Here is a 22,880-nt window from a genome sequence, read left to right on the forward strand (position 1 = left end):
GCTTTTGTCTTAACCTAAATAGCGTTGTAAAAATTCTCTTGTACGTTCCTCTTTAGGATTTGTAAATAAATCTTCAGGTTTGCCTTCTTCTGCAATAACACCTTTGTCCATAAAGATGACACGGTGTGATACGTCACGAGCAAATTCCATTTCGTGGGTTACAACGATCATTGTCAAGCCTTCTTGAGCTAGTTCTTGCATGATTTTTAGAACTTCACCGACCATTTCAGGATCAAGGGCTGAAGTTGGTTCATCAAAGAGAATGGCATCAGGGTTCATAGAAAGTGCGCGAGCAATGGCGACACGTTGCTTTTGACCACCTGAAAGTTGCTTAGGTTTAGCTTGCAAGTAGCGCTCTCCCATTCCAACTTTTTCAAGGTTTTCTTTAGCAATTTTCTCTGCTTCTGATCGTTCACGTTTGAGAACAGTTGTCTGTGCAACAATCGTATTTTCAAGAACGTTGAGATTTTCAAAGAGGTTAAAGGATTGGAAGACCATACCTAGTTTTTCACGATAGTGAGTGAGATTATACCCTTTTTCAAGTACGTTTTCACCGTGATAAAGGATTTCACCTTCAGTTGGTGTTTCGAGAAGGTTGATAGAACGTAGGAAGGTTGATTTACCACTACCGGAACTACCGATGATAGAAATCACTTCTCCTTTGTGAATAGTGAGAGAGATGTCTTTTAGGACCTCGTTTTGCCCGTAGGATTTTTTGAGGTGTTTGATTTCAAGGATTGGTTGACTCATTATTTCAAATCCTCCGTTTGCATTTGGTTAGCACCTGTAGTGTAGGTATCCATATCCATACGTTTTTCGATGAAGCGTAGGATACGCGTTACTGTGAAGGTGAGGACAAAGTAGATAACTGCTATGATGGTAAAGGTTTGGAAGTACTGGTAGGTTTGTGTTGCTACTGTATTTCCTGAGAAGTAAAGTTCTACTACAGAGATAACGTTCAATACAGAAGTATCTTTGATGTTGATGACGAACTCATTACCAGTTGCTGGTAGAATATTTCGAACAACTTGAGGCAAAACAATCTTACGCATGGTCTGGTTATGAGTCATACCAAGTGCAGTTGCTGCTTCAAATTGTCCCTTATCAACAGACAAAATACCACCACGAACAATTTCAGTCATATAGGCACCAGTGTTGATTGAAACGATAAAGATAGCAGCTAGCGTACGGTCTAGGTTGATCCCGAAAGCTTGGGCAGTTCCATAGTAGATAACCATAGATTGTACAATCATAGGTGTTCCACGGAAAATTTCAATATAGATATTGAGAATCCAACCGATTAGTTTTTGGATTCCAAAGATAAATTGGTTTTCAGATAGAGGTGCAGTACGGAAAACACCGATAGCAAGACCGATAGCGAGACCAACGATGGTACCGATAATTGAAATGAGAAGGGTAATACCAGCACCACGCAAGAGTTGCTGCCAGTTTTCAGTCAGAATTTTAGCGACTTGGCCAAAGAAATTACTGTTGCTTTCTTCTGTCGTTGTAGATTCTGCAGGTTGCTCTTTGATCATACGATCCATGAGAGCAACTTGTTCATCCTTAGAAATGGTTTCGATACTAGCATTGATTTGGCTAATACGTTCGTCATCCTTACGAAGACCGATAGCGATAGAGGTGTCTTCTTCCCCAGTTTTAAAACCAGGTTCAGGCTGAATCATTTTGAACTTTGCATTTGCTGACTCAGCAGTTAGGGCTTCTGGTCGTTCAGAAACATAAGCGTCAATGACACCAGCTTCAAGAGCTTGACGCATTTGAGCGAAATCACCCATGGCAGTTTCTTTTTTAGCGCCTGGAATTTGAGAAATCAAGTCGTAAAGGTAAACCCCTTGTTGAGAAGTGATTTTTGCATCTTTAAAATCGTCTAGTGTTTTGGCGTTTGCATAGGTAGAATCTTTTTTGACCAAAAGTACTGGTTCGCTAGTATAGTAGCTGCTTGAAAATGCAATTTCTTGTTTGCGTTCAGCAGTTGGGCTCATACCTGCAATGATCATATCAATCTTACCAGAAGTAAGGGCTGGAACAAGTCCTTCCCACTTGGTTTTAACAACCAAGGGCTCTTTACCTAGGTCCTTAGCAATCTTTTTAGCTATTTGGACGTCGTAACCATTAGCATATTGGTTGGTTCCATCGATTTTGACAGCACCGTTACTGTCATCATCTTGAGTCCAGTTAAAGGGTGCGTAGGCTGCCTCCATACCGATGCGTAAATATTCATCGGCTTGGACCTGGCTAACTAGTCCTAAAGTAAGGGCCAGGCTAGCAAGGATAGTTAAGCATAATTTTTTCATGTTTTCTCCTATTTCTAGTCTAAAATTGCTTCTCTCTATTGTATCGAAAAAGCGGAACTTTTTCAATCTTAGTAAACCCTTACTTGTAAAAAATGATATAATAGTGAAAAACTTGAAAGGGAGTATACGATGAAAAAAAGATGGCTATTTACTTTGGTGTTTGCCTGTTTGCTATTGCTACCTCGCCTGGTTTTTGCTGTAGACTTTGATATTCTATCTTATAAGGGAGATTTGAATATTCATGCAGATAATACAGCAGTTTTCCAACAAACAATCACCTATCGTTTTAAAGATGATTTTAATGGTCAATCGGTTGGACTAGGAAAAGCAGGGAAAATGCCAGAAGGCTTTGAGATTGATGATGATCCAACTGTTCTAGTATCAAAGAATGGAGAAATTATAGAAGATGCACTTTCCTACACAAAGAAAAATGAGAAAGGCTATCAAGTAATCATTTTAAATCCTGGAAAAGCTGGAGACACTGTACGTGTAACCATTACCTGGCAATTGAAAAACCTTCTTTTCTTGTATCAGGATATTGCTGAGCTGAATTGGCAACCACTGACAGATAGTTCAGGAGACATCAAAGACTTAGAATTCCGAGTAACTTCATATAGTCCGGCAGAGAAAGTCTTTTTTCATACTGGAAAACTCCTCAATGAGGGTAGTGTCGAAAAAGTAAATGATATTTATCGAGTGAAGATGAAAAATCTTCCTAGAAAACGTCAAGTTGAGCTACATGCCTATTGGCCCAGAGAGGCTTTCTCGTTAGCTCCAAGCCAAGGGCTGGAAGAAGAGCGTTTAAGAGATTTTAAAAAAATTGAAATAGAAATAAAAGCTAGCAAAGTGCAAGCTAGTCTCATGATAAAGTGGATTTTTCCAATAATCTTTATCGTGTTATTGATGATGACCATCATGTATTATCGAGCATTTCGTAAACATACGGCCCTCAAAAAGGTATATCCCAAGGATCATCGACTCTACGAACCCCCAATGGATCTACCTCCAATGGTTTTGGCGGAGGCTATTTACTCTACCTCCTTGGAGGAAATCAGTCCCTTGAATAAGAAGAAGTTTGGCAAATTCTCTTTTGAACGATTGATTCAGGCGACCTTGCTAGACTTAGTTGATCGAGGGCATTTATCTATTTTTCAGGGTGAAGAAGAACCGTGGATAAAAATCAATAGTGAAAAAGGCTTGTCGAATTTTGAAAAAGAATGCTTGCGGATGACTCTCTCAACTAATAAAGAACTGGCTCTTTCAGACCTTTTTCCAGAGTATCAAGTTTCTTCAGGACTATTCCATGGAGCTAAGGAAGCTGATGAGCAGCATATTCGCGAATTCGGTTTGCATCTCAAGCGTTCCTTCGAGAGACGACTTCAACGTTTGCAAAGTTGTGTTCGAGACAAGGTAAAAATTCTACGTCTTCCAAGCTATTATCGTCCTTTGACTGATAAAGAAAGTAGTCTTGTGAATGGTATGAAAGTCTGTTCAGCTATAACAGGTTTAATAGGCCTTCTTGTCTTTTATTATAGTCTGCGAACACGTGGTTATTTTTCACTTCCTTTACTTTCCCTAGGTTTAATAGGCTTACTTGCCAGTGCCTTAGTTTATTTTGTGACTCGAGGTCCATCTCGTGATGGAGTCTTAAACGAAGAAGGGGCAGAAGCCTATTACCTTTGGACAAGTTTTGAAAATATGCTTCGTGATATTACTCATCTTGATAAGGCTGAACTAGAGAGCATTGTACTTTGGAATCGTCTTTTGGTTTATGCAACTCTGTATGGATACGCAAAGAAAGTGAATAAGATCATGAAGCTCCACAATATTCAACTTGAAAACGAAACTATGAATCTTTATGTATCTTGTGGATGGGATAAACAGTTTCATATATCTGCTGCTCACATTAATCAATACACTTCGGTCGCAAATACAGCAAGTACCTTCTCTGTATCATCTGGAAGCGGTAGCTCTGGTGGAGGTTTCTCAGGCGGTGGCGGTGGTGGAAGTATCGGCGCTTTCTAAAGAAAACTCAACACAGTCTTTAAAAGTATGATATAATGGAGGGTAGAAAAAGGAGTAATCTATGTATTTTTTTGAAATTTTAAAATCAATCTTTTTTGGGATTGTTGAAGGAATTACGGAATGGTTGCCGATTTCAAGTACTGGTCACTTGATTTTGGCAGAAGAGTTTATCCAGTATAAAGATCAAAATGAAGCTTTTATGTCTATGTTTAACGTAGTCATTCAACTGGGTGCTATCCTAGCCGTTATGGTTATCTACTTTAACAAACTGAATCCTTTTAAACCAGGCAAGGATAAAGTCGAAGTTCGTAGAACTTGGCAATTATGGTCCAAAGTATTTGTTGCGACCCTCCCTCTTCTTTTAGTCTTTAAGTTTGATGATTGGTTTGATACTCACTTCCATAATATGGTTTCAGTAGCCATTATGTTGATTGTTTATGGGGTTGCCTTTATTTATCTTGAAAAACGCAACAAAGCGCAAGCAATTGAGCCAACAGTCACAGAGCTAGACAAGTTGCCTTATAAAACAGCCCTCTATATCGGACTTTTCCAAGTCTTGGCTCTTTTACCAGGGACTAGTCGTTCAGGTGCGACTATCGTCGGTGGTTTGTTAAACGGAACCAGTCGTTCGGTGGTAACTGAGTTTACCTTCTACCTAGGAATTCCAGTTATGTTTGGAGCCAGCGCTTTGAAGATTTTTAAATTCATCAAGGCAGGAGAAGTTTTGAGTTTTGGTCAATTCTTCTTGCTCTTAGTAGCCATGGTAGTAGCTTTTGCAGTCAGCATGGTTGCCATTCGTTTCTTGACTAGCTATGTTAAAAAACACGACTTTACGATGTTTGGTAAATACCGTATTGTCCTTGGTAGTGTCTTGCTACTTTATAGCTTTATTCGATTATTTGTATAAGAAAAAAACCTTGAGGGAAGCTTCCTTCAAGGTTTTAAAATCCAGTCACAGTGACACCCAATAAGCGAACGTCTTTATCTTTATCTGCCAGAGATTCGTAAAGTTGGATAGCCATTTGTGAAATCGTTTCAGCATCTTGGATCTTTTGAGATAAGCTTTTCCGCTTAGTCATTGTAGAAAAGTCAGCATAGCGGATTTTTAAAATAACAATCATTCCAGATTTTTCATGTTTTTGAAGACTAAGGGCAACTCTTTCCGAAAGTAGGGTTAGCTCTTTTTTGATATCCTCTTCTAGATTGAGAATTTTACTATAAGTTTTTTCTTTTCCGATAGATTTACGAATGCGATTGGATTTGACGGGAGAATTATCAATGCCACGAGCCTTGCGATACAGGTCAAAACCGAGTCTACCAAAACGGTCAATGAGACTAATTTCAGAAATTTCTAAAAGATCAGCTCCTGTGAATACGCCCATTTGATGCAATTTTTCAACTGTTTTCTTACCTACACCGTGGAATTTAGCGATATCCATTTGTCTAAGAAAATCTTCAGCTTCATCAGGAAGAATAACTGTCAGGCCTCGAGGTTTTTGGTAATCGCTAGCGATTTTAGCTAAGAATTTATTGTAAGACACACCAGCAGAAGCGGTCAAATGAAGTTCATTCCAAATATCTTGTTGAATTAGTCGAGCGATTTTAACAGCGGACTTGATGCCGAGTTTGTTTTCAGTCACGTCTAGATAAGCTTCATCGATACTCATAGGCTCGATATTATCCGTATAACGTTTAAAAATAGCTCGAATCTGTTGACCGACAGCAGTATATTTTTCGTAGTTTCCAGAAATGAAAACGGCTTGAGGGCAACGTTCATAGGCTTCTTTAGAACTCATAGCTGAGTGGATGCCAAATGCTCGCGCTTCATAGCTACAGGTAGAAACAACTCCTCGACCACCAGTTTTTCTAGGATCACTACCAATCACAACTGGCTTCCCTTTAAGTTTGGGATTGTCTCGAATTTCAACAGCAGCAAAAAAGGCATCCATGTCAATATGGATGATTTTACGAGATAAATCATTCATTAGTGGAAAAATCAACATGGAGAAACCTCTCAGTGCTAGTTTGTTTAATTTTATTATACTCTTTTTCTGAAAAAATGAAAATCAAATAATCTCTTTCAAAAATATAATACAGTTTGCAGCATATTTCGAACTGTATTAGAAAAGAAAGTGTTAAAAAAGTGAGTTTTTAGTTGTTGAAATCGTTTACTGTGTGGTATACTGAATACATGAATGTAACAGATGACTGTTACTAGAAAGAAAAAAGAGGACATTAACATGGTTGTTAAGACAGTTGTTGAAGCACAAGATATTTTTGACAAAGCCTGGGAAGGCTTTAAAGGTGTTGACTGGAAAGAAAAAGCAAGTGTATCACGCTTTGTACAAGCTAACTACACACCTTACGATGGAGACGAAAGCTTCCTTGCAGGACCAACAGAACGTTCACTCCACATCAAAAAAATCGTAGAAGAAACTAAAGCACACTACGAAGAAACTCGTTTCCCAATGGACACTCGTCCAACTTCTATTGCTGATATTCCTGCTGGATTTATCGACAAAGAAAACGAATTGATTTATGGTATCCAAAACGATGAACTCTTCAAATTGAACTTCATGCCAAAAGGTGGTATCCGTATGGCTGAAACTACTTTGAAAGAAAATGGATACGAACCAGATCCAGCTGTTCACGAAATTTTCACTAAATACGTAACAACTGTTAACGATGGTATCTTCCGTGCTTACACTTCAAACATCCGTCGTGCTCGTCACGCTCACACTGTAACTGGTCTTCCAGATGCATACTCACGTGGACGTATCATCGGTGTTTATGCACGTCTTGCTCTTTACGGTGCAGACTACTTGATGCAAGAAAAAGTTAACGACTGGAACTCAATCGAAGAAATTGATGAAGAAACAATCCGTCTTCGTGAAGAGATCAACCTTCAATATCAAGCATTGCAACAAGTTGTTCGCTTGGGTGATCTTTACGGAGTTGATGTTCGCAAACCAGCGATGAACGTTAAAGAAGCTATCCAATGGGTTAACATTGCCTTTATGTCTGTCTGCCGTGTGATCAACGGTGCGGCTACATCTCTTGGACGTGTGCCAATCGTATTGGATATCTTTGCAGAACGTGACCTTGCTCGTGGTACATTTACTGAATCAGAAATCCAAGAATTTGTTGATGATTTCGTTATGAAACTTCGTACAGTTAAATTTGCTCGTACAAAAGCTTACGACCAATTGTATTCAGGTGACCCAACCTTCATCACAACTTCAATGGCTGGTATGGGTAACGACGGTCGTCACCGTGTTACTAAGATGGACTACCGTTTCTTGAACACTCTTGACAACATTGGTAACTCTCCAGAACCAAACTTGACAGTTCTTTGGACTGACAAATTGCCATACAACTTCCGTCGCTACTGTATGCACATGAGCCACAAACACTCTTCAATCCAATACGAAGGTGTAACAACAATGGCTAAAGATGGATATGGTGAAATGAGCTGTATCTCATGTTGTGTATCTCCACTTGATCCAGAAAACGAAGAACAACGTCACAACATCCAGTACTTCGGTGCTCGCGTTAACGTTCTTAAAGCTCTTCTTACTGGTTTGAACGGTGGTTACGACGATGTTCATAAAGACTACAAAGTATTTGACATCGAACCAATCCGCGACGAAGTTCTTGAATTCGAATCAGTTAAAGCTAACTTTGAAAAATCTCTTGACTGGTTGACTGACACTTACGTAGATGCTTTGAACATCATCCACTACATGACTGACAAGTACAACTACGAAGCTGTTCAAATGGCCTTCTTGCCAACTAAACAACGTGCTAACATGGGATTCGGTATCTGTGGATTTGCCAACACTGTTGATACATTGTCAGCTATCAAATACGCTACAGTTAAACCAATCCGTGATGAAAATGGCTACATCTACGATTACGAAACAATCGGTGAATACCCACGTTGGGGTGAAGATGACCCACGTTCAAACGAATTGGCAGAATGGTTGATTGAAGCTTATACAACTCGTCTACGTAGCCACAAACTTTACAAGAATGCAGAAGCTACAGTTTCACTTTTGACAATCACATCTAACGTTGCTTACTCTAAACAAACTGGTAACTCACCAGTCCACAAAGGTGTATACCTCAACGAAGATGGTTCAGTGAACTTGTCTAAACTTGAATTCTTCTCACCAGGTGCTAACCCATCTAACAAAGCTAAAGGTGGATGGTTGCAAAACTTGAACTCACTTGCTAGCCTTGACTTTGGTTACGCAGCTGATGGTATCTCATTGACAACTCAAGTATCACCACGTGCTCTTGGTAAAACTCGTGACGAACAAGTTGATAACTTGGTAACAATCCTTGATGGTTACTTCGAAAACGGTGGACAACACGTTAACTTGAACGTTATGGACTTGAACGATGTTTACGAAAAGATCATGTCAGGTGAAGACGTAATCGTACGTATCTCTGGATACTGTGTAAACACTAAATACCTCACTCCAGAACAAAAAACTGAATTGACACAACGTGTCTTCCACGAAGTTCTTTCAATGGATGACGCATTGAGCTAAGATTCATAAATAGTAAATAAAAACCAGTCATTTTGACTGGTTTTTTGCTATAAAAAAATATTTAAAAAAATTGGTCAAAATTGGTCAAATCTCTTGACTAATACTGACCAAAGTGATATACTAAGAACATAAGGATAAGGGAATCCTTAGAAAACCTTGATTTTAAGGTGATTGTGTAATTTATCTTAAGGTCAAAGTATGGGTAAAACCTAGAAAAGAGGTACAACCTATGATGAACATTAGTATTTTTAGAAGTCCAATTACAAAACCTGTATTGGATAAAGAAAAACCTGAAATTATACGTAGAGTAGCAAATAGCTAGTCTAAATTTTTTAAAACAAAGGTCAGATAAAGTCAAATTAATTTGACTAACTAATTTTGAAAACAAACGAGGTATGAAATATGAACAACAACTTTAATAACTTTAACAACATGGATGATTTATTTAACCAATTAATGGGCGGTATGCGTGGATACAGTTCAGAAAACCGTCGTTACTTGATTAACGGTCGTGAAGTAACACCTGAAGAATTCGCTATTTATCGTCAAACAGGGCAACTTCCAAGTGAAGGAAGTGACCAAGCTCAGTATGTTCAAGGTAAAGCTATGAAACAAGATGGTATTCTTGCAAAACTTGGACGTAACTTAACTGCTGAAGCTCGTGAAGGGAAGTTAGATCCGGTTATTGGACGTAATAAGGAGATTCAAGAAACATCTGAAATCCTTTCTCGTCGTACAAAGAATAACCCAGTTCTAGTCGGTGATGCTGGTGTTGGTAAAACGGCAGTAGTAGAAGGTCTTGCCCAAGCTATCGTGAATGGTGATGTTCCAGCAGCAATCAAGAACAAAGAAATCATTTCAATTGATATTTCTGGACTTGAAGCTGGTACACAATACCGTGGTAGCTTTGAAGAAAACATTCAAAACTTGGTAAAAGAAGTTAAAGAAGCTGGAAATATTATCCTTTTCTTTGACGAAATTCATCAAATCCTTGGTGCTGGTAGCACAGGGGATGGTCAAGGATCTAAAGGTCTTGCGGATATCTTGAAGCCTGCTCTTTCACGTGGTGAATTGACAGTGATTGGTGCAACAACTCAAGATGAATATCGCAACACTATTTTGAAAAATGCTGCTCTTGCTCGTCGTTTCAACGAAGTAAAAGTTAATGCACCATCTGCTGAAGATACTTTCAAGATTCTCCAAGGGATCCGTGATCTTTATCAACAACACCACAATGTTATCTTGCCAGATGAAGTTTTGAAAGCTGCTGTTGATTACTCTGTTCAATATATTCCACAACGTAGCTTGCCAGATAAGGCTATCGACCTTGTCGATGTGACAGCTGCTCACTTGGCTGCACAACATCCAGTAACAGATGTGCATGCTGTGGAACATGAAATTGAAGAAGAAAAAGCTAAACAAGAAGCTGCAGCTGCTAAAGAAGATTATGAAGCAGCTTTAAATGCAAAAGTTCGTATCGAAGAACTTGAAAAGCAAATTGCTAACCATACAGAAGATCACAAGGTTACAGCGACTGTAAATGACGTAGCTGAGTCTGTAGAACGTATGACAGGTATTCCTGTTTCACAAATGGGTGCAACTGATATTGAACGTTTGAAAGATATGGGCCACCGTTTGCAAACTAAGGTTATCGGTCAAGACAAGGCTGTTGAAGCCGTTGCCAAAGCGATTCGTCGGAACCGTGCAGGTTTTGATGAAGGAAATCGCCCAATCGGTAGCTTCCTCTTTGTAGGACCTACTGGTGTTGGTAAAACAGAATTGGCTAAACAATTAGCACTTGATATGTTTGGTACTAAAGACGCCATCATTCGTTTGGATATGTCTGAATACAGCGACCGTACAGCCGTTTCTAAATTGATTGGTACTACTGCAGGTTATGTTGGTTACGATGACAACAACAATACATTGACTGAACGTGTTCGTCGTAATCCATACTCAATTGTCCTTCTTGATGAGATTGAAAAGGCAGACCCTCAAGTGATTACTCTTCTTCTTCAAGTATTGGATGATGGTCGTTTAACAGATGGTCAAGGTAACACAGTAAACTTCAAGAATACAGTGATTATCGCAACTTCAAATGCTGGCTTTGGTTATGAAGCGAACTTGACAGAAGATGCGGATAAACCAGAATTGATGGATCGTTTGAAACCTTACTTCCGTCCAGAGTTCCTCAACCGTTTCAATGCTGTTATCGAATTCTCACATTTGAGCAAGGAAGACCTTTCTAAGATTGTTGATTTGATGTTGGTTGATGTCAATAAGACACTTGCCAAGAAAGAGATCGACTTGGCAGTGAGCGATGCAGCTAAAGAATACATGACTGAAGAAGGTTATGATGAAGTAATGGGTGTTCGTCCACTCCGTCGAGTAGTTGAACAACAAATTCGTGACAAAGTCACAGACTTCCACTTGGATAATCTTGATGCTAAACACCTTGAAGCCGACATGGAAGATGGTGTCTTGGTCATTCGTGAGAAAGCCTAAATTAAAATTTTGAGTGTAAAAAAAAGGACCAGTTGAAAAAACTGGTTCTTTTGTGTTAAATGACATGGCGTTCAAAGGCATCATCAGAGATTCCTTGTTGGAGAATCAATTTAGCCCATTCCTTAGCTGAAAATAGGCTGTGGTCCTTGTAGTTCCCGCAAGATTCAATGGTAGTTCCTGGGACATCTTCCCAAGTTGTTGTTTCAGCGATTTCCTTCAGTGAATCCTTGATGACAGCTGCGATTTCTGCGCTAGTATGACGTCCCCACATAATCATATGGAAACCTGTACGACAACCAAATGGTGAACAATCAATCATCCCGTCAATGCGAGTACGGATGAGCTTAGCCAAGAGGTGTTCAATGGTATGAAGTCCAGCAGTAGGGATTGAGTCTTCGTTTGGTTGAACCAAGCGAATATCAAAGTTAGAAATGATATCTCCCTTAGGACCTGTTTCTTCCCCAATTAAACGGACATAAGGTGCTTTGACAATGGTGTGATCAAGTTCAAAACTTTCAACAATAACTTCTTTTGACATGGTATTTCCTTTCAACTTTCTCCTTTCATTATATCATAAAGATTTACTTAAAAACTGCTAATAAAGAGATTTTTCAAATATGAATGCCATAAAAGAGTCTGACTGTAAAAAATAATTTTGAAAAGGCAATTATTTTCAAATCAATTGGAAAAATTCTGAAAATTGTATTGACACTTAGCAAAAAAGGGACTATAATGTATAAAAAGTCATAAAGGAGTTTATTATGAAATTTTCAAAAGTAATGGCCCTAGCAGGAGTAACTCTGTTAGCGTCAGGTGTTTTGGCAGCTTGTTCAGGTTCAGGCTCTAGTGCAAAGGGTGAGAAAACTTTTTCTTATGTTTATGAAACAGATCCAGATAGTCTCAACTATCTGACAACTGGTAAGGCTGCGGTTGCTAATATCACAAGTAATGTCATTGACGGTTTGATGGAGAATGACCGCTACGGTAACTTCGTGCCATCTTTGGCAGAAGGTTGGTCAGTGTCCAAAGACGGGTTGACTTACACTTACACAATCCGTAAAGATGCTAAATGGTACACTTCTGAAGGCGAAGAGTATGCGCCAGTGAAAGCGCAAGACTTTGTAACAGGTCTTAAATATGCGGCTGATAATAAGTCAGAAGCCCTTTATCTTGTTCAAGAATCTATTAAAGGTCTTGATGCTTATGTAAAAGGTGAAGTTAAAGACTTCTCAGAAGTTGGAATCAAGGCTGTAGATGATCAAACAGTTCAATACACTTTGAACAAACCAGAAAGCTTCTGGAACTCTAAGACAACCATGGGAATTCTTGCCCCAGTCAATGAAGAATTCCTTACTTCTAAAGGAAGTGACTTTGCCAAAGCAACTGATCCAAGCAGTATCCTTTATAATGGTCCTTTCTTGTTAAAATCATTAGTAGCAAAATCTTCAGTAGAATTTGAAAAGAATCCAAACTACTGGGATAAGGACAATGTTCATATTGATAAAGTAAAACTTTCATTCTGGGATGGTCAAGACAATAACAAACTTGCAGAAACCTTTAAAGATGGTGGTTTCTCAATGGCTCGTCTCTTCCCAACAAGTGGAAGCTACTCTGAACTTGAAAAAGAGTTTAAAGACAATATCGTTTATACACCACAAGATTCTGCTACTTTCTTAGTTGGTACAAATATTGACCGTCAGTCTTACAAATATACTTCTAAGACTACAGATGAGCAAAAGACATCAACTAAAAAAGCTCTTCTTAACAAAGACTTCCGTCAAGCTATTGCCTTTGGTTTTGATAGAACAGCATATGCTTCTCAAGTTAATGGAGAAAGTGGAGCAAGCAAACTCCTTCGTAACTTGTTCGTACCACCAACATTTGTTCAAGCAGATGGTAAAAACTTTGGTGACTTAGTTAAGGAAAAATTGGTGACCTATGGTGACGAGTGGAAAGATGTTAACCTAGACGATGCTCAAGATGGTCTTTACAATCCTGAAAAAGCAAAAGCAGAATTTGCTAAGGCTAAGACAGCTCTCCAAGCAGAAGGCGTTCAATTCCCAATCCACTTGGATATGCCTGTTGACCAAACCAATACTACAAAAGTTCAACGTGTTCAATCATTGAAACAATCACTTGAAGCAACATTAGGAACTGATAACGTAGTCGTTGATATCCAACAACTTCAAAAAGATGAAGTTCTCAATGTCACTTACTTTGCTGAAACGGCTGCCGGTGAAGATTGGGATCTTTCAGATAATGTTGGTTGGTCTCCAGACTACATCGACCCATCTACATACCTTGATATCATCAAACCATCAGTAGGTGAAAATACTAAGACTTACCTAGGATTTGATTCAGGTACAAACAACGCTGCTGCCAAACAAGTTGGTTTGGAAGATTACGAAAAGATGGTTGTTGAAGCTGGAAATGAAGACACTGACGTTTCAAAACGTTATGATAAATATGCTGCAGCCCAAGCTTGGTTGACAGATAGTGCATTGATTATTCCAACAACTTCTCAAACTGGACGTCCAATGTTGTCTAAGATGGTACCATTCACACTTCCATTTGCTTACTCAGGTAACAAGGGTATGAGTGAAGCCCTCTTGTACAAATACCTTGAACTTCAAGATAAACCAGTAACTGCTGATGAGTATCAAAAAGCTCAAGATAAATGGAAGAAAGAAAAAGAAGAATCTAATAAAAAAGCGCAAGAAGATCTTGCAAATCATGTCAAATAAGAAAAAAGAGGCCGGACAAAAAGTCTGGCCTTTTGATACCCTTCCTGAGACTTTAGTTTAGCATGTTGATTATTGCTTTAATCCCTGCATTGAAGTAGTAGATTAGACTTTCTAAGTCACGCCCCAGTTCATAGATAAACTACATAAACACAAGGTAACTTTTACCTATAATTTTAAACAGTTTTCCCGACTATTTAACTTGTGTTTGGGATAAGGTTGTGATTGAGATAACTTTGACAGTTTTTAGTTTGTTCAGTTGTTTATCTTCCTATTTTTAAAAAGTTTGACCTAGTAGAAGTTAAGATTCCACTATAAAAACTACATACAAAAAACTGAGGATTTGTTCTCAGTTTTTTATATATTTTATTGTTGTCTTCGTGGATTTTGTTGGGGTTGATTTTGTTGTTGAGGATTTGCAGATGAGTTTGGTTGCGTTGCATTTGGATTGGTAGTGCCATTCGTATTTTCATTTGAAGAGCTTTCACTTTCAGTTGTTGAAGTTGAACTTGAGCTAGAGCTCTCTGTAGTCGAACTTTCTTGAGTTGACTGTGGAATCCAGTTGCTACGTGCCCCATTCTTGAAGATGTAATCACCACTTCTATGAAGTCCTTCTGGCATTGTCCAATCACCAGGGTGATCGTCCTCTGCTAGATACTGCATCATAGAACGATAGATACTAGTGGCAACAGTAAAGCCATCACCAACGATTGGAGTAAGGCGGTTTGAGTAACCAGTCCAGACCGCCATTGAATATTTACGGGTATAACCAACAAACATTTCGTCTGGAGCAACAAACTGACTTGTTTTGATGTGGTTTTCAATCTCTTCATCAGTATAGTTTGATGTACCAGTTTTACCTGCTTGTGAAAGCCATGATATATAGGCGTCTCGACCAGTACCAGAGTATAATACGGTTTTCATCATTTCTGTCATCATATAGGCGGTTGTTTCTTTCATAGCACGAGTACCTTGATCAGAAAACTCTTTTGAACTACCGTCGCTAAAGACAACTTTATTGATATACATTGGTTTGTGATAGATACCACCGTTAGCAAATGCAGCATAGGCGGCAGCCATTTTTTCACTACTTGCACCGTACTGTTTACCTGATTCAGTCGTATTACTTGAAATTGCGTTTGCATATACCATGGTTGGATAATCAATGCCAAGTCCGTTTAAGAATTTTTTGGCTTTATCGAGTCCAACTCTATCGAGAGTTTCAACTGCTGGTACGTTACGAGATTGTTGGATAGCAGTTTGAAGGGTGATGTTACCATAATAGCCACGATCCCAGTTATAGACTGGAGTGCTAGTTCCTGGAAAGTTATATGGTACATCCTTAAGCATATAAGCAGTTGAGTCATAGATATCGTACTCAAGTGCAGGTGCATAGTCCGTAATTGGTTTCATAGTTGAACCCCAGTCACGGTTTGTTTCCACTGCTTGGTTGGTACCAAAGGATACATTGCTAGCTTGGTGACGAGATCCGAGTTGGGCAATAACTTTACCATTTGATACATCAATGATAGTAGAAGCTGCTTGGATATCATCATCAGGATAGTTTACGTATTGATCAGTATTATAGACGTCCCAAAGGTGTTTTTGTACCTCTGGGTCAACGTTGGTATAGACTTCCATACCTGTTGTTAATAGATTATAACCTGTTTCTTGCTCCACTTGATCAATAACCTCTTTAAGATAGTTATCCATGTACTGTGGATAGCTATTAATAGATTTTAGACTTTGAAGTCCATCTGTGATTGGAGTATTGATGGCTGTTTCATATTGTTCGGCTGTAAGGTAACCTTGTTTTTGCATTTCTGACAAAACGAGGTTCCGTCTTTCAAGGGCTGCTTCAGGGTTAGAATAAGGATCGTATTGGTTTGGAGCCTGTGGCATACCTGCTAAGAGTGCTAGCTGAGGAATGGATAAGTCTTTGAGGTCCTTACCATAATAGTTTTCCGCAGCTGTCTGCATACCATAGTTACCATTTGACATGTAGACTTTATTGACGTAATAGGTCAAGATTTCTTGCTTAGTTGCAGTTCGCTCTAGCTGGATAGCTAACCAAGCCTCTTGAACTTTACGGGATAGGGTTTGATCAGCTGTTGATGTTGAAAAGTAAGTTAATTTAATTAACTGCTGAGTCAAAGTTGATCCACCTTGAAGACCACTATTGCTTCGAAGGTTACGAAGGAATGCTCCTGCTATACGAATGCTATCAATTCCTCTGTGGTTAAAGAAACGGTGATCTTCGATAGAGACAATCGCATTGACAAGATCAGTAGGAATGTCGCTACTTTGAGCATTGACACGACGTTCCGAACCTAAATCTGCGATGAGTTCATTTTTGCTATCATAAATTTTACTTGATGTAGTTGCAACAAGTTTACTCTCGGAAAGTTCAGGAGCTTTGTTTGCATAGTAAAGAAAGACACCACCACCAAGCAGGAAAGCTGCGATAAATAAGCTAATCACACCAATGCCGAGGTATTTAGCGATGCGTAAGATAGTTTGTTTGTTCATATTGTTTTACCACCTAGTAAATGTTGTTTGACTGTATCAAGGTAAGGAATTTGTGGAAAAGCAGACTGCTCAATCACATAACCGAATTCTTTGATATAGTCAAGCGGCATTGACTTTTTTCCCATATCCTGATGATAAAAACGGATGAGGTCAAGTGCCGGCAATAAATACGTTTCTTGATAAGAAGAAAAATGAAGAAGGACAAAGCAAATTCCTTTTTGTTCAAGGACTTGTTCCATATGCCGAATCTGATGAGGATGGAAGTTCTTCATCGGAATCGCATGTTTTTGCTTGGTTTCCTTGGCTTCGAAATCGATGTAAAACCCTTCATAAACTCCAGAATAATCGGTAGTCGATGCTTGTCTAAAATAAGCTTCAACAATCTTAGCACGACTACGCTGAGGATAGTCTACGCGGACAATCTGAACAGGAGTTGGTTTCTTATGGATAACAGCTAAACCGTGTGTCAGATAATACTCGTTTGTAGCATTGATCATCTTCTCAAAGGTCATCCCACGATTTGCGAAATTTTTAGTTTGTGAGGTGACTTGATGTTTTTTTTTCGATGAAAGTTTATGAGGATAGTTGACCATAATTCTCCTTATTGGTACAATAACATCACTCTATTATATCATAAAGGTGCACAGAAAGGGTGAAAAAATGCATACAGCCTTGGTTTTAGGCTATTCTAGCTTTGATTTAGGATTGTTTAATGACAAAGATATTCGTTTAAAAATTATTAAAAAAGCCATTCGTAGAGATTTGGAAAAAATGGCTGACGAAGGGTTGAAATGGTTGGTGTTTACGGGAACTCTGGGATTTGAACACTGGGTTTTGGAGGTGGCCAGAGATATGAAAGATGACTTTGGTTTCCAACTTGCGACTATCTTTGATTTTGAGACTCATGGGGAAAACTGGAATGAGGGGAATCGGGTTAAACTTAGTGAATTTAAACAAGTTGATTTTGTTAAATACGCCTATCCGAACTATGAACACAAGGGTCAATTACGAGATTATCAACTTTTCTTACTTGAAAATACAGATGGAGCCTATCTTTTTTATGATGAAGAAAATGAAACAAAACTGAAGTATTTTTACGAACTGATGAAAAAGAAAGACAACTATATTACAAAAAGATTAACATTTGAGGAATTAAACGAAGTAGCTGAAAATTTTTCCGAAAATTGAGCCTTTGACCTTGCTTTTTGTTTGCCTTTTTTTATATAATAATACTAGCAACTGAGAATGGAGAGAGACATGGCAAGTATTATTTTTACAGCAAAAGATATTTTTGAGCAGGATTTTGGAAGAGAAGTACGTGGATATAGTAAAGCAGAGGTTGATGAATTCTTGGATGATGTCATCAAGGATTATGAAACTTATGCAGCATTAGTAAAGTCACTCCGTTTAGAAATTGCAGAGTTGAAAGAGGAATTGGCAAAAAAACCTCAAGTGACTCCAGTAGCTTCTGAACCAGCAGAGCTTGGAAGTACAACTTCTATGACAAACTTTGATATTTTGAAACGTTTGAATCGTCTTGAAAAAGAAGTGTTTGGCAAACAAATCATGGATAATTCTGATTTCTAAGAATACTTCTGTTGTGCAATTTTTGGATAATCGCGTGAAGAGAGTTTCTTTTCATGAGGAAAGTCCATGCTAGCACAGGCTGTGATGCCTGTAGTGTTTGTGCTAGGCGAAACCATAAGCCTAGGGACGAGAAATCGTTACGGCAGTTGAAATGGCTAAGTCTTTGGATATGTCAGAGTAGACTTGAAAGTGCCACAGTGACGGAGTCTCTCTGGAAACAGAGAGAGTGGAACGCGGTAAACCCCTCAAGCTAGCAACCCAAATTTTGGTCGGGGCATGGAGTGCGCGGAAACGAACGTAGTACTCTGACTGCTAGCAGCTAGAGCTGCTAGTGGTAGACAGATGATTATCGAAGGAAGTGGTCCTAGTCACTTCTGGAACAAAACATGGCTTATAGAAAATTGCATATAGGTTGGGGCTGAGATATATTCTCAACCTCATTTTTTAAAGTGCATAAAGAAAGGTCTATAAAAGACTGAAATGAAAACAACATTTAATTTAATTGCGACTGCTGCGGCGGGTTTGGAAGCTGTAGTTGGACGTGAAGTAAGAGATTTGGGTTATGATTGTCAAGTTGAAAATGGGCGTGTTCGTTTTCAAGGTGATGTTAAAGCGATTATCCAAACCAACCTGTGGCTAAGAGCTGCAGATAGAATCAAAATTGTTGTGGGAACTTTTCCTGCAAAAACATTTGAAGAACTCTTCCAAGGTGTTTTTGCTTTAGATTGGGAAAACTATCTTCCGCTAGGAGCTCGTTTCCCAATTGCCAAGGCTAAGTGTGTCAAGTCAAAATTACACAATGAGCCAAGTGTGCAGGCAATTTCTAAGAAGGCAGTCGTTAAGAAACTACAAAAACACTATGCCCGACCAGAAGGTGTTCCCCTGATGGAGAATGGTCCAGAGTTCAAGATTGAAGTTTCCATTTTGAAAGATATAGCGACTGTTATGATTGATACAACTGGTTCAAGTCTCTTTAAACGTGGTTACCGTACTGAAAAAGGTGGTGCTCCAATCAAGGAGAATATGGCAGCTGCGATTTTGCAACTGTCAAACTGGTATCCAGATAAGCCTTTGATTGATCCAACCTGTGGTTCTGGAACTTTTTGTATTGAGGCGGCTATGATTGCGCGCAAGATGGCACCAGGTTTGCGTCGTTCATTTGCCTTTGAAGAGTGGAACTGGGTTAGTGACCGCTTGATTCAAGAAGTCAGAACTGAGGCAAGCAAGAAGATAAATCGAGAGATTGAACTGGATATTATGGGTTGTGATATCGATGGTCGTATGGTGGAAATTGCCAAAGCCAATGCCCAGGCAGCAGGAGTATCTGGAGATATTCTCTTTAAACAGATGCGCGTACAGGATTTGCGTACGGATAAGATTAATGGAGTCATTATCTCTAACCCACCATATGGTGAACGTTTGTCAGATGATGCAGGAGTAACTAAACTTTATGCTGAAATGGGTGAGGTTTTTGAACCACTCAAAACTTGGAGTAAGTTTATTCTGACAAGTGATGAAGCCTTTGAAAGTAAATATGGTAGTCAGGCGGATAAAAAACGAAAACTCTATAATGGTACTTTGAAAGTTGATTTGTATCAATATTTTGGTCAACGTGTCAAAAGAAATTTGACAGATTAGAAAGGAGCTGCCATGGATCAGAAGGATAAAAAAGAAGAATTGTTAGAAACTGAGAAAACATCTCAGGAACCTCAGTTTGATTTTGAGGAAGCTAAGGATTTGACGGTTGGACAGGTTATTCGAAAAAATGAAGAAATCGAAGCAGGAGTAACTCCTGATGATACGATTTTGGACAAATACATTAAACAACACCGTGAAGAAATTGAAGCTGATAAATTTACAAACATTCAGGCGAAGAAAGAGGAACTTCAAAGTCTAGATGATTTGATCCAAGAAGCTAAAGAGACGATTGAAGAAGAGGTGGAACCAGTAGAAGAAGTCTCTGAATCAGAAAAGTTTGCTGAAGAAGAGGGAGTAGCAACTGAAGAAGTTCTCCCTTCGCCACTAGAAGAAACTTTAGTTATGGATAAAAATCTTGTAGAGGAAGTATTTGAACCTGAACAGGTAGAAAATGAGGAAACTTCACAAGAAGAAACCCCAATTCTAGCTCGCTCTCTTCAAGAAGAGGATGAACCACGACGCAAAAAACTGTGGGTCATTTTGTCAGCTTTTTTAGCGATTGTTGTCTTGATTATTGGGGGTAGCTACTACGTTTATCGTCAAATTACGCGTTCTTCTCAAGAAATTCAGTCTCAGTCATCTGATGCAGGTTTGGTAAGTAACCAAGCAATTCTCGATCAATTTAACAGTCTCTATGACACTTTTTATACTGATGAGAATAAAACTGCCCTAAAAAATAGTCAGTTTAGTCAATTGAGTCAGCTCAAAGAGCTATTAGATAAACTTGAGGGTGCTAAAGAACATACTCTTGCAAAATCAAAATATGATAGCCTTGAAACACAAATCAAGGCAGTACAAGATGTTAATGCTCAATTTGAAACGCCAGCTATTACAGATGGTGTTCTAGATACAAATGCTAAAGTAAAGGCAGATGCTAAATTTACCGAAGTTAAGACTGGGAATACTGAAATTGATAAACTGCTAGATAAGGCTATTAGTCTCGGTAAGAGTCAACTTTCAAGTTCTACAAGCTCAAGCAGTAGTCAGTCAAGTTCATCAAGCCAAACAGAGTCAAGCTCAGCAACTGAAAGCAATGCTAGCAGTTCTGCTAATGCATCAACTTCAGCGGGTGAAACAGCCTCAGCAAATAATATCCTAAATAGTGGACTAGCAAGCAATGGTGTGAACCTACAAAGAAGTGTCAGTCGAGTACCGTACAATCAAGCCGCTGTAAGTGATAGTAGTAATCCTGCTTGGACATTCGCTGATGGTGTCCTTGAACGCATTCTTGAGACTTCGCGTGCGCGTGGCTATATCACGGGTAACCAATACATTTTGGAACCTGTGAATATTGTTAATGGCAATGGTTATTACAACCTTTATAAACCAGATGGTACCTATCTCTTTACCCTTAATTGTAAGACAGGTTACTTTGTAGGGAATGGTTCTGGACATGCGGATGATTTAGACTACTAGTCAAATTGTTACAAAATTCTTTCTTTTCACAGATAAACATGATAAAATAAAACATATTAAACAAGAGGAGTGTCACATGACAAAAGCTAACTTTGGTGTTGTTGGTATGGCCGTAATGGGTCGTAACCTTGCCCTTAATATTGAATCTCGTGGTTATACAGTTGCTATTTATAACCGTAGTAAAGAAAAAACTGAAGATGTGATTGCTTGCCACCCTGATAAAAACTTCGTGCCAAGCTATGATATCGAAAGCTTCGTAAACTCAATTGAAAAACCACGTCGTATCATGCTTATGGTACAAGCAGGACCTGGTACAGATGCGACAATTCAAGCCCTTCTTCCACACTTGGATAAAGGTGATATCTTGATCGATGGAGGGAATACTTTCTACAAAGATACCATCCGTCGTAATGAAGAGTTGGCTAACTCAGGTATCAACTTTATCGGTACAGGTGTTTCTGGTGGTGAAAAAGGTGCCCTTGAAGGACCATCTATCATGCCTGGCGGACAAAAAGAAGCTTATGACTTGGTAGCAGATGTTCTTGAAGAAATCTCTGCAAAAGCTCCAGAAGATGGAAAACCATGTGTAACTTACATCGGTCCTGATGGAGCTGGTCACTATGTAAAAATGGTCCACAATGGGATCGAGTACGGTGATATGCAATTGATCGCAGAAAGCTACGATCTTATGCAACACTTGCTTGGCCTCTCTGCAGAAGACATGGCTGAAATCTTTACTGAGTGGAACAAGGGTGAATTGGACAGCTACTTGATCGAAATCACTGCTGATATCCTTGGACGCAAAGATGACGAAGGTCAAGACGGACCAATCGTAGACTATATCTTGGATGCTGCAGGAAACAAAGGAACTGGTAAATGGACTAGTCAATCAGCTCTTGACCTTGGTGTGCCATTGTCACTCATTACTGAGTCAGTATTTGCACGTTACATCTCAACTTACAAAGAAGAACGTGTACATGCTAGCAAGGTTCTTCCAAAACCAGCTGCTTTCAAATTTGAAGGAGATAAGGCTGAGTTGATTGAAAAAATCCGTCAAGCTCTTTACTTCTCAAAAATCATCTCATACGCACAAGGTTTTGCGCAATTGCGTGTAGCTTCTAAAGAAAACAACTGGAACTTGCCATTTGCAGACATCGCTTCTATCTGGCGTGATGGATGTATCATCCGTTCACGTTTCTTGCAAAAGATTACAGATGCTTACAACCGTGATGCAGATCTTGCTAACCTTCTTTTGGATGAGTACTTCTTGGACGTAACTGCTAAGTACCAACAATCTGTTCGTGATATCGTAGCTCTTGCTGTTCAAGCTGGTGTACCAGTACCAACCTTCTCAGCAGCTATCACTTACTTTGACAGCTACCGTTCAGCTGATCTTCCAGCGAACTTGATCCAAGCACAACGTGACTACTTTGGTGCCCACACTTACCAACGTAAGGATAAAGAAGGAACCTTCCACTACTCTTGGTATGACGAAAAATAAGTAGGTC

Annotated in this window: 16 protein-coding genes and 1 other RNA gene; 11 read left to right on the forward strand and 6 right to left on the reverse strand. The window is 39.1% G+C overall.

Going from position 1 to position 22,880, the window contains the following annotated elements; genetic code table 11:
• Positions 1-9: 9 nt before the first annotated feature.
• Positions 10-750, reverse strand: coding sequence for an amino acid ABC transporter ATP-binding protein (locus AC3E7H_RS06890; protein WP_070460098.1), 741 nt, complete (start codon positions 748-750; stop codon positions 10-12).
• Entirely contained in the window at positions 750-2,315 is a 1,566-nt protein-coding gene (locus tag AC3E7H_RS06895) for an ABC transporter substrate-binding protein/permease (RefSeq protein WP_000732055.1), read from the reverse strand. Before AC3E7H_RS06895 ends, AC3E7H_RS06890 begins: the two co-directional genes overlap by 1 nt.
• A 129-nt stretch (positions 2,316-2,444) precedes the next feature.
• Here AC3E7H_RS06895 and AC3E7H_RS06900 point away from each other — a divergent pair, with 129 nt between their 5' ends.
• A complete protein-coding gene (locus AC3E7H_RS06900; protein WP_490676291.1) occupies positions 2,445-4,340 on the forward strand; it encodes a DUF2207 family protein in 1,896 nt (631 codons plus the stop codon).
• Between the two features lie 61 nt (positions 4,341-4,401).
• Positions 4,402-5,247 (forward strand): undecaprenyl-diphosphate phosphatase, encoded by an 846-nt coding sequence (locus tag AC3E7H_RS06905; protein ID WP_000273482.1) that lies wholly within the window; start codon positions 4,402-4,404, stop codon positions 5,245-5,247.
• 34 nt (positions 5,248-5,281) lie between these two features.
• Here AC3E7H_RS06905 and dinB read toward each other — a convergent pair whose 3' ends face one another.
• The gene (gene dinB, locus AC3E7H_RS06910; RefSeq protein ID WP_000904608.1) at positions 5,282-6,343 is read right to left on the reverse strand and encodes a DNA polymerase IV; all 1,062 of its coding nucleotides are present in this window, start codon (positions 6,341-6,343) and stop codon (positions 5,282-5,284) included.
• 237 nt (positions 6,344-6,580) lie between these two features.
• On the opposite strand from dinB, the gene pflB reads away from it, so the two are divergent.
• Both pflB and AC3E7H_RS06920 read left to right on the forward strand, forming a co-directional pair.
• On the forward strand, positions 6,581-8,896 hold the full coding sequence (gene pflB / locus AC3E7H_RS06915) for a formate C-acetyltransferase (RefSeq protein WP_000260625.1): 2,316 nt from the start codon (positions 6,581-6,583) through the stop codon (positions 8,894-8,896).
• A 402-nt stretch (positions 8,897-9,298) separates the two neighbouring features.
• Complete coding sequence (locus AC3E7H_RS06920) at positions 9,299-11,401, forward strand: AAA family ATPase (protein ID WP_075228470.1); 2,103 nt, start codon at positions 9,299-9,301, stop codon at positions 11,399-11,401.
• Between the two features lie 55 nt (positions 11,402-11,456).
• On the opposite strand, the gene AC3E7H_RS06925 is transcribed toward AC3E7H_RS06920, so the two are convergent.
• Entirely contained in the window at positions 11,457-11,939 is a 483-nt protein-coding gene (locus AC3E7H_RS06925) for an S-ribosylhomocysteine lyase (RefSeq protein ID WP_006151868.1), read from the reverse strand.
• A gap of 223 nt (positions 11,940-12,162) precedes the next feature.
• Between AC3E7H_RS06925 and AC3E7H_RS06930 the strand changes: the two genes are divergently transcribed.
• A complete protein-coding gene (locus tag AC3E7H_RS06930) occupies positions 12,163-14,145 on the forward strand; it encodes a peptide ABC transporter substrate-binding protein (protein WP_490676292.1) in 1,983 nt (660 codons plus the stop codon).
• Positions 14,146-14,508: 363 nt separating this feature from the next.
• On the opposite strand, the gene pbp1a is transcribed toward AC3E7H_RS06930, so the two are convergent.
• Together pbp1a and recU are read right to left on the reverse strand one after the other, a co-directional pair.
• Positions 14,509-16,671, reverse strand: coding sequence for a penicillin-binding protein PBP1A (pbp1a, locus tag AC3E7H_RS06935; RefSeq protein ID WP_490676293.1), 2,163 nt, complete (start codon positions 16,669-16,671; stop codon positions 14,509-14,511).
• Positions 16,668-17,264: a Holliday junction resolvase RecU gene (recU, locus tag AC3E7H_RS06940; RefSeq protein ID WP_414260694.1), complete on the reverse strand. Its 597-nt coding sequence runs from the start codon at positions 17,262-17,264 to the stop codon at positions 16,668-16,670. The genes pbp1a and recU overlap by 4 nt, the downstream gene beginning before the upstream one ends.
• Positions 17,265-17,331: 67 nt before the next feature.
• On the opposite strand from recU, the gene AC3E7H_RS06945 reads away from it, so the two are divergent.
• The 6 genes from AC3E7H_RS06945 to gnd all read left to right on the forward strand — a co-directional run bounded on the left by AC3E7H_RS06945 (position 17,332) and on the right by gnd (position 22,873).
• Positions 17,332-17,859, forward strand: coding sequence for an SLOG family protein (locus tag AC3E7H_RS06945; protein ID WP_375555773.1), 528 nt, complete (start codon positions 17,332-17,334; stop codon positions 17,857-17,859).
• Between the two features lie 69 nt (positions 17,860-17,928).
• On the forward strand, positions 17,929-18,258 hold the full coding sequence (gpsB, locus tag AC3E7H_RS06950; RefSeq protein ID WP_000146538.1) for a cell division regulator GpsB: 330 nt from the start codon (positions 17,929-17,931) through the stop codon (positions 18,256-18,258).
• An 18-nt stretch (positions 18,259-18,276) separates the two neighbouring features.
• Positions 18,277-18,657: RNase P RNA component class B (gene rnpB, locus AC3E7H_RS06955), an RNA gene on the forward strand.
• A gap of 81 nt (positions 18,658-18,738) precedes the next feature.
• A complete protein-coding gene (locus AC3E7H_RS06960; RefSeq protein WP_049503035.1) occupies positions 18,739-19,896 on the forward strand; it encodes a THUMP domain-containing class I SAM-dependent RNA methyltransferase in 1,158 nt (385 codons plus the stop codon).
• A 12-nt stretch (positions 19,897-19,908) separates the two neighbouring features.
• On the forward strand, positions 19,909-21,372 hold the full coding sequence (mapZ, locus tag AC3E7H_RS06965) for a cell division site-positioning protein MapZ (RefSeq protein ID WP_490676294.1): 1,464 nt from the start codon (positions 19,909-19,911) through the stop codon (positions 21,370-21,372).
• Positions 21,373-21,448: 76 nt separating this feature from the next.
• Positions 21,449-22,873, forward strand: a complete 1,425-nt coding sequence (gene gnd, locus AC3E7H_RS06970) for an NADP-dependent phosphogluconate dehydrogenase (protein ID WP_003017375.1) — start codon at positions 21,449-21,451, stop codon at positions 22,871-22,873.
• Positions 22,874-22,880: the final 7 nt, after the last annotated feature.

The organism is Streptococcus sp. SCPM-O-B-15304 (M98), from assembly GCF_058200215.1.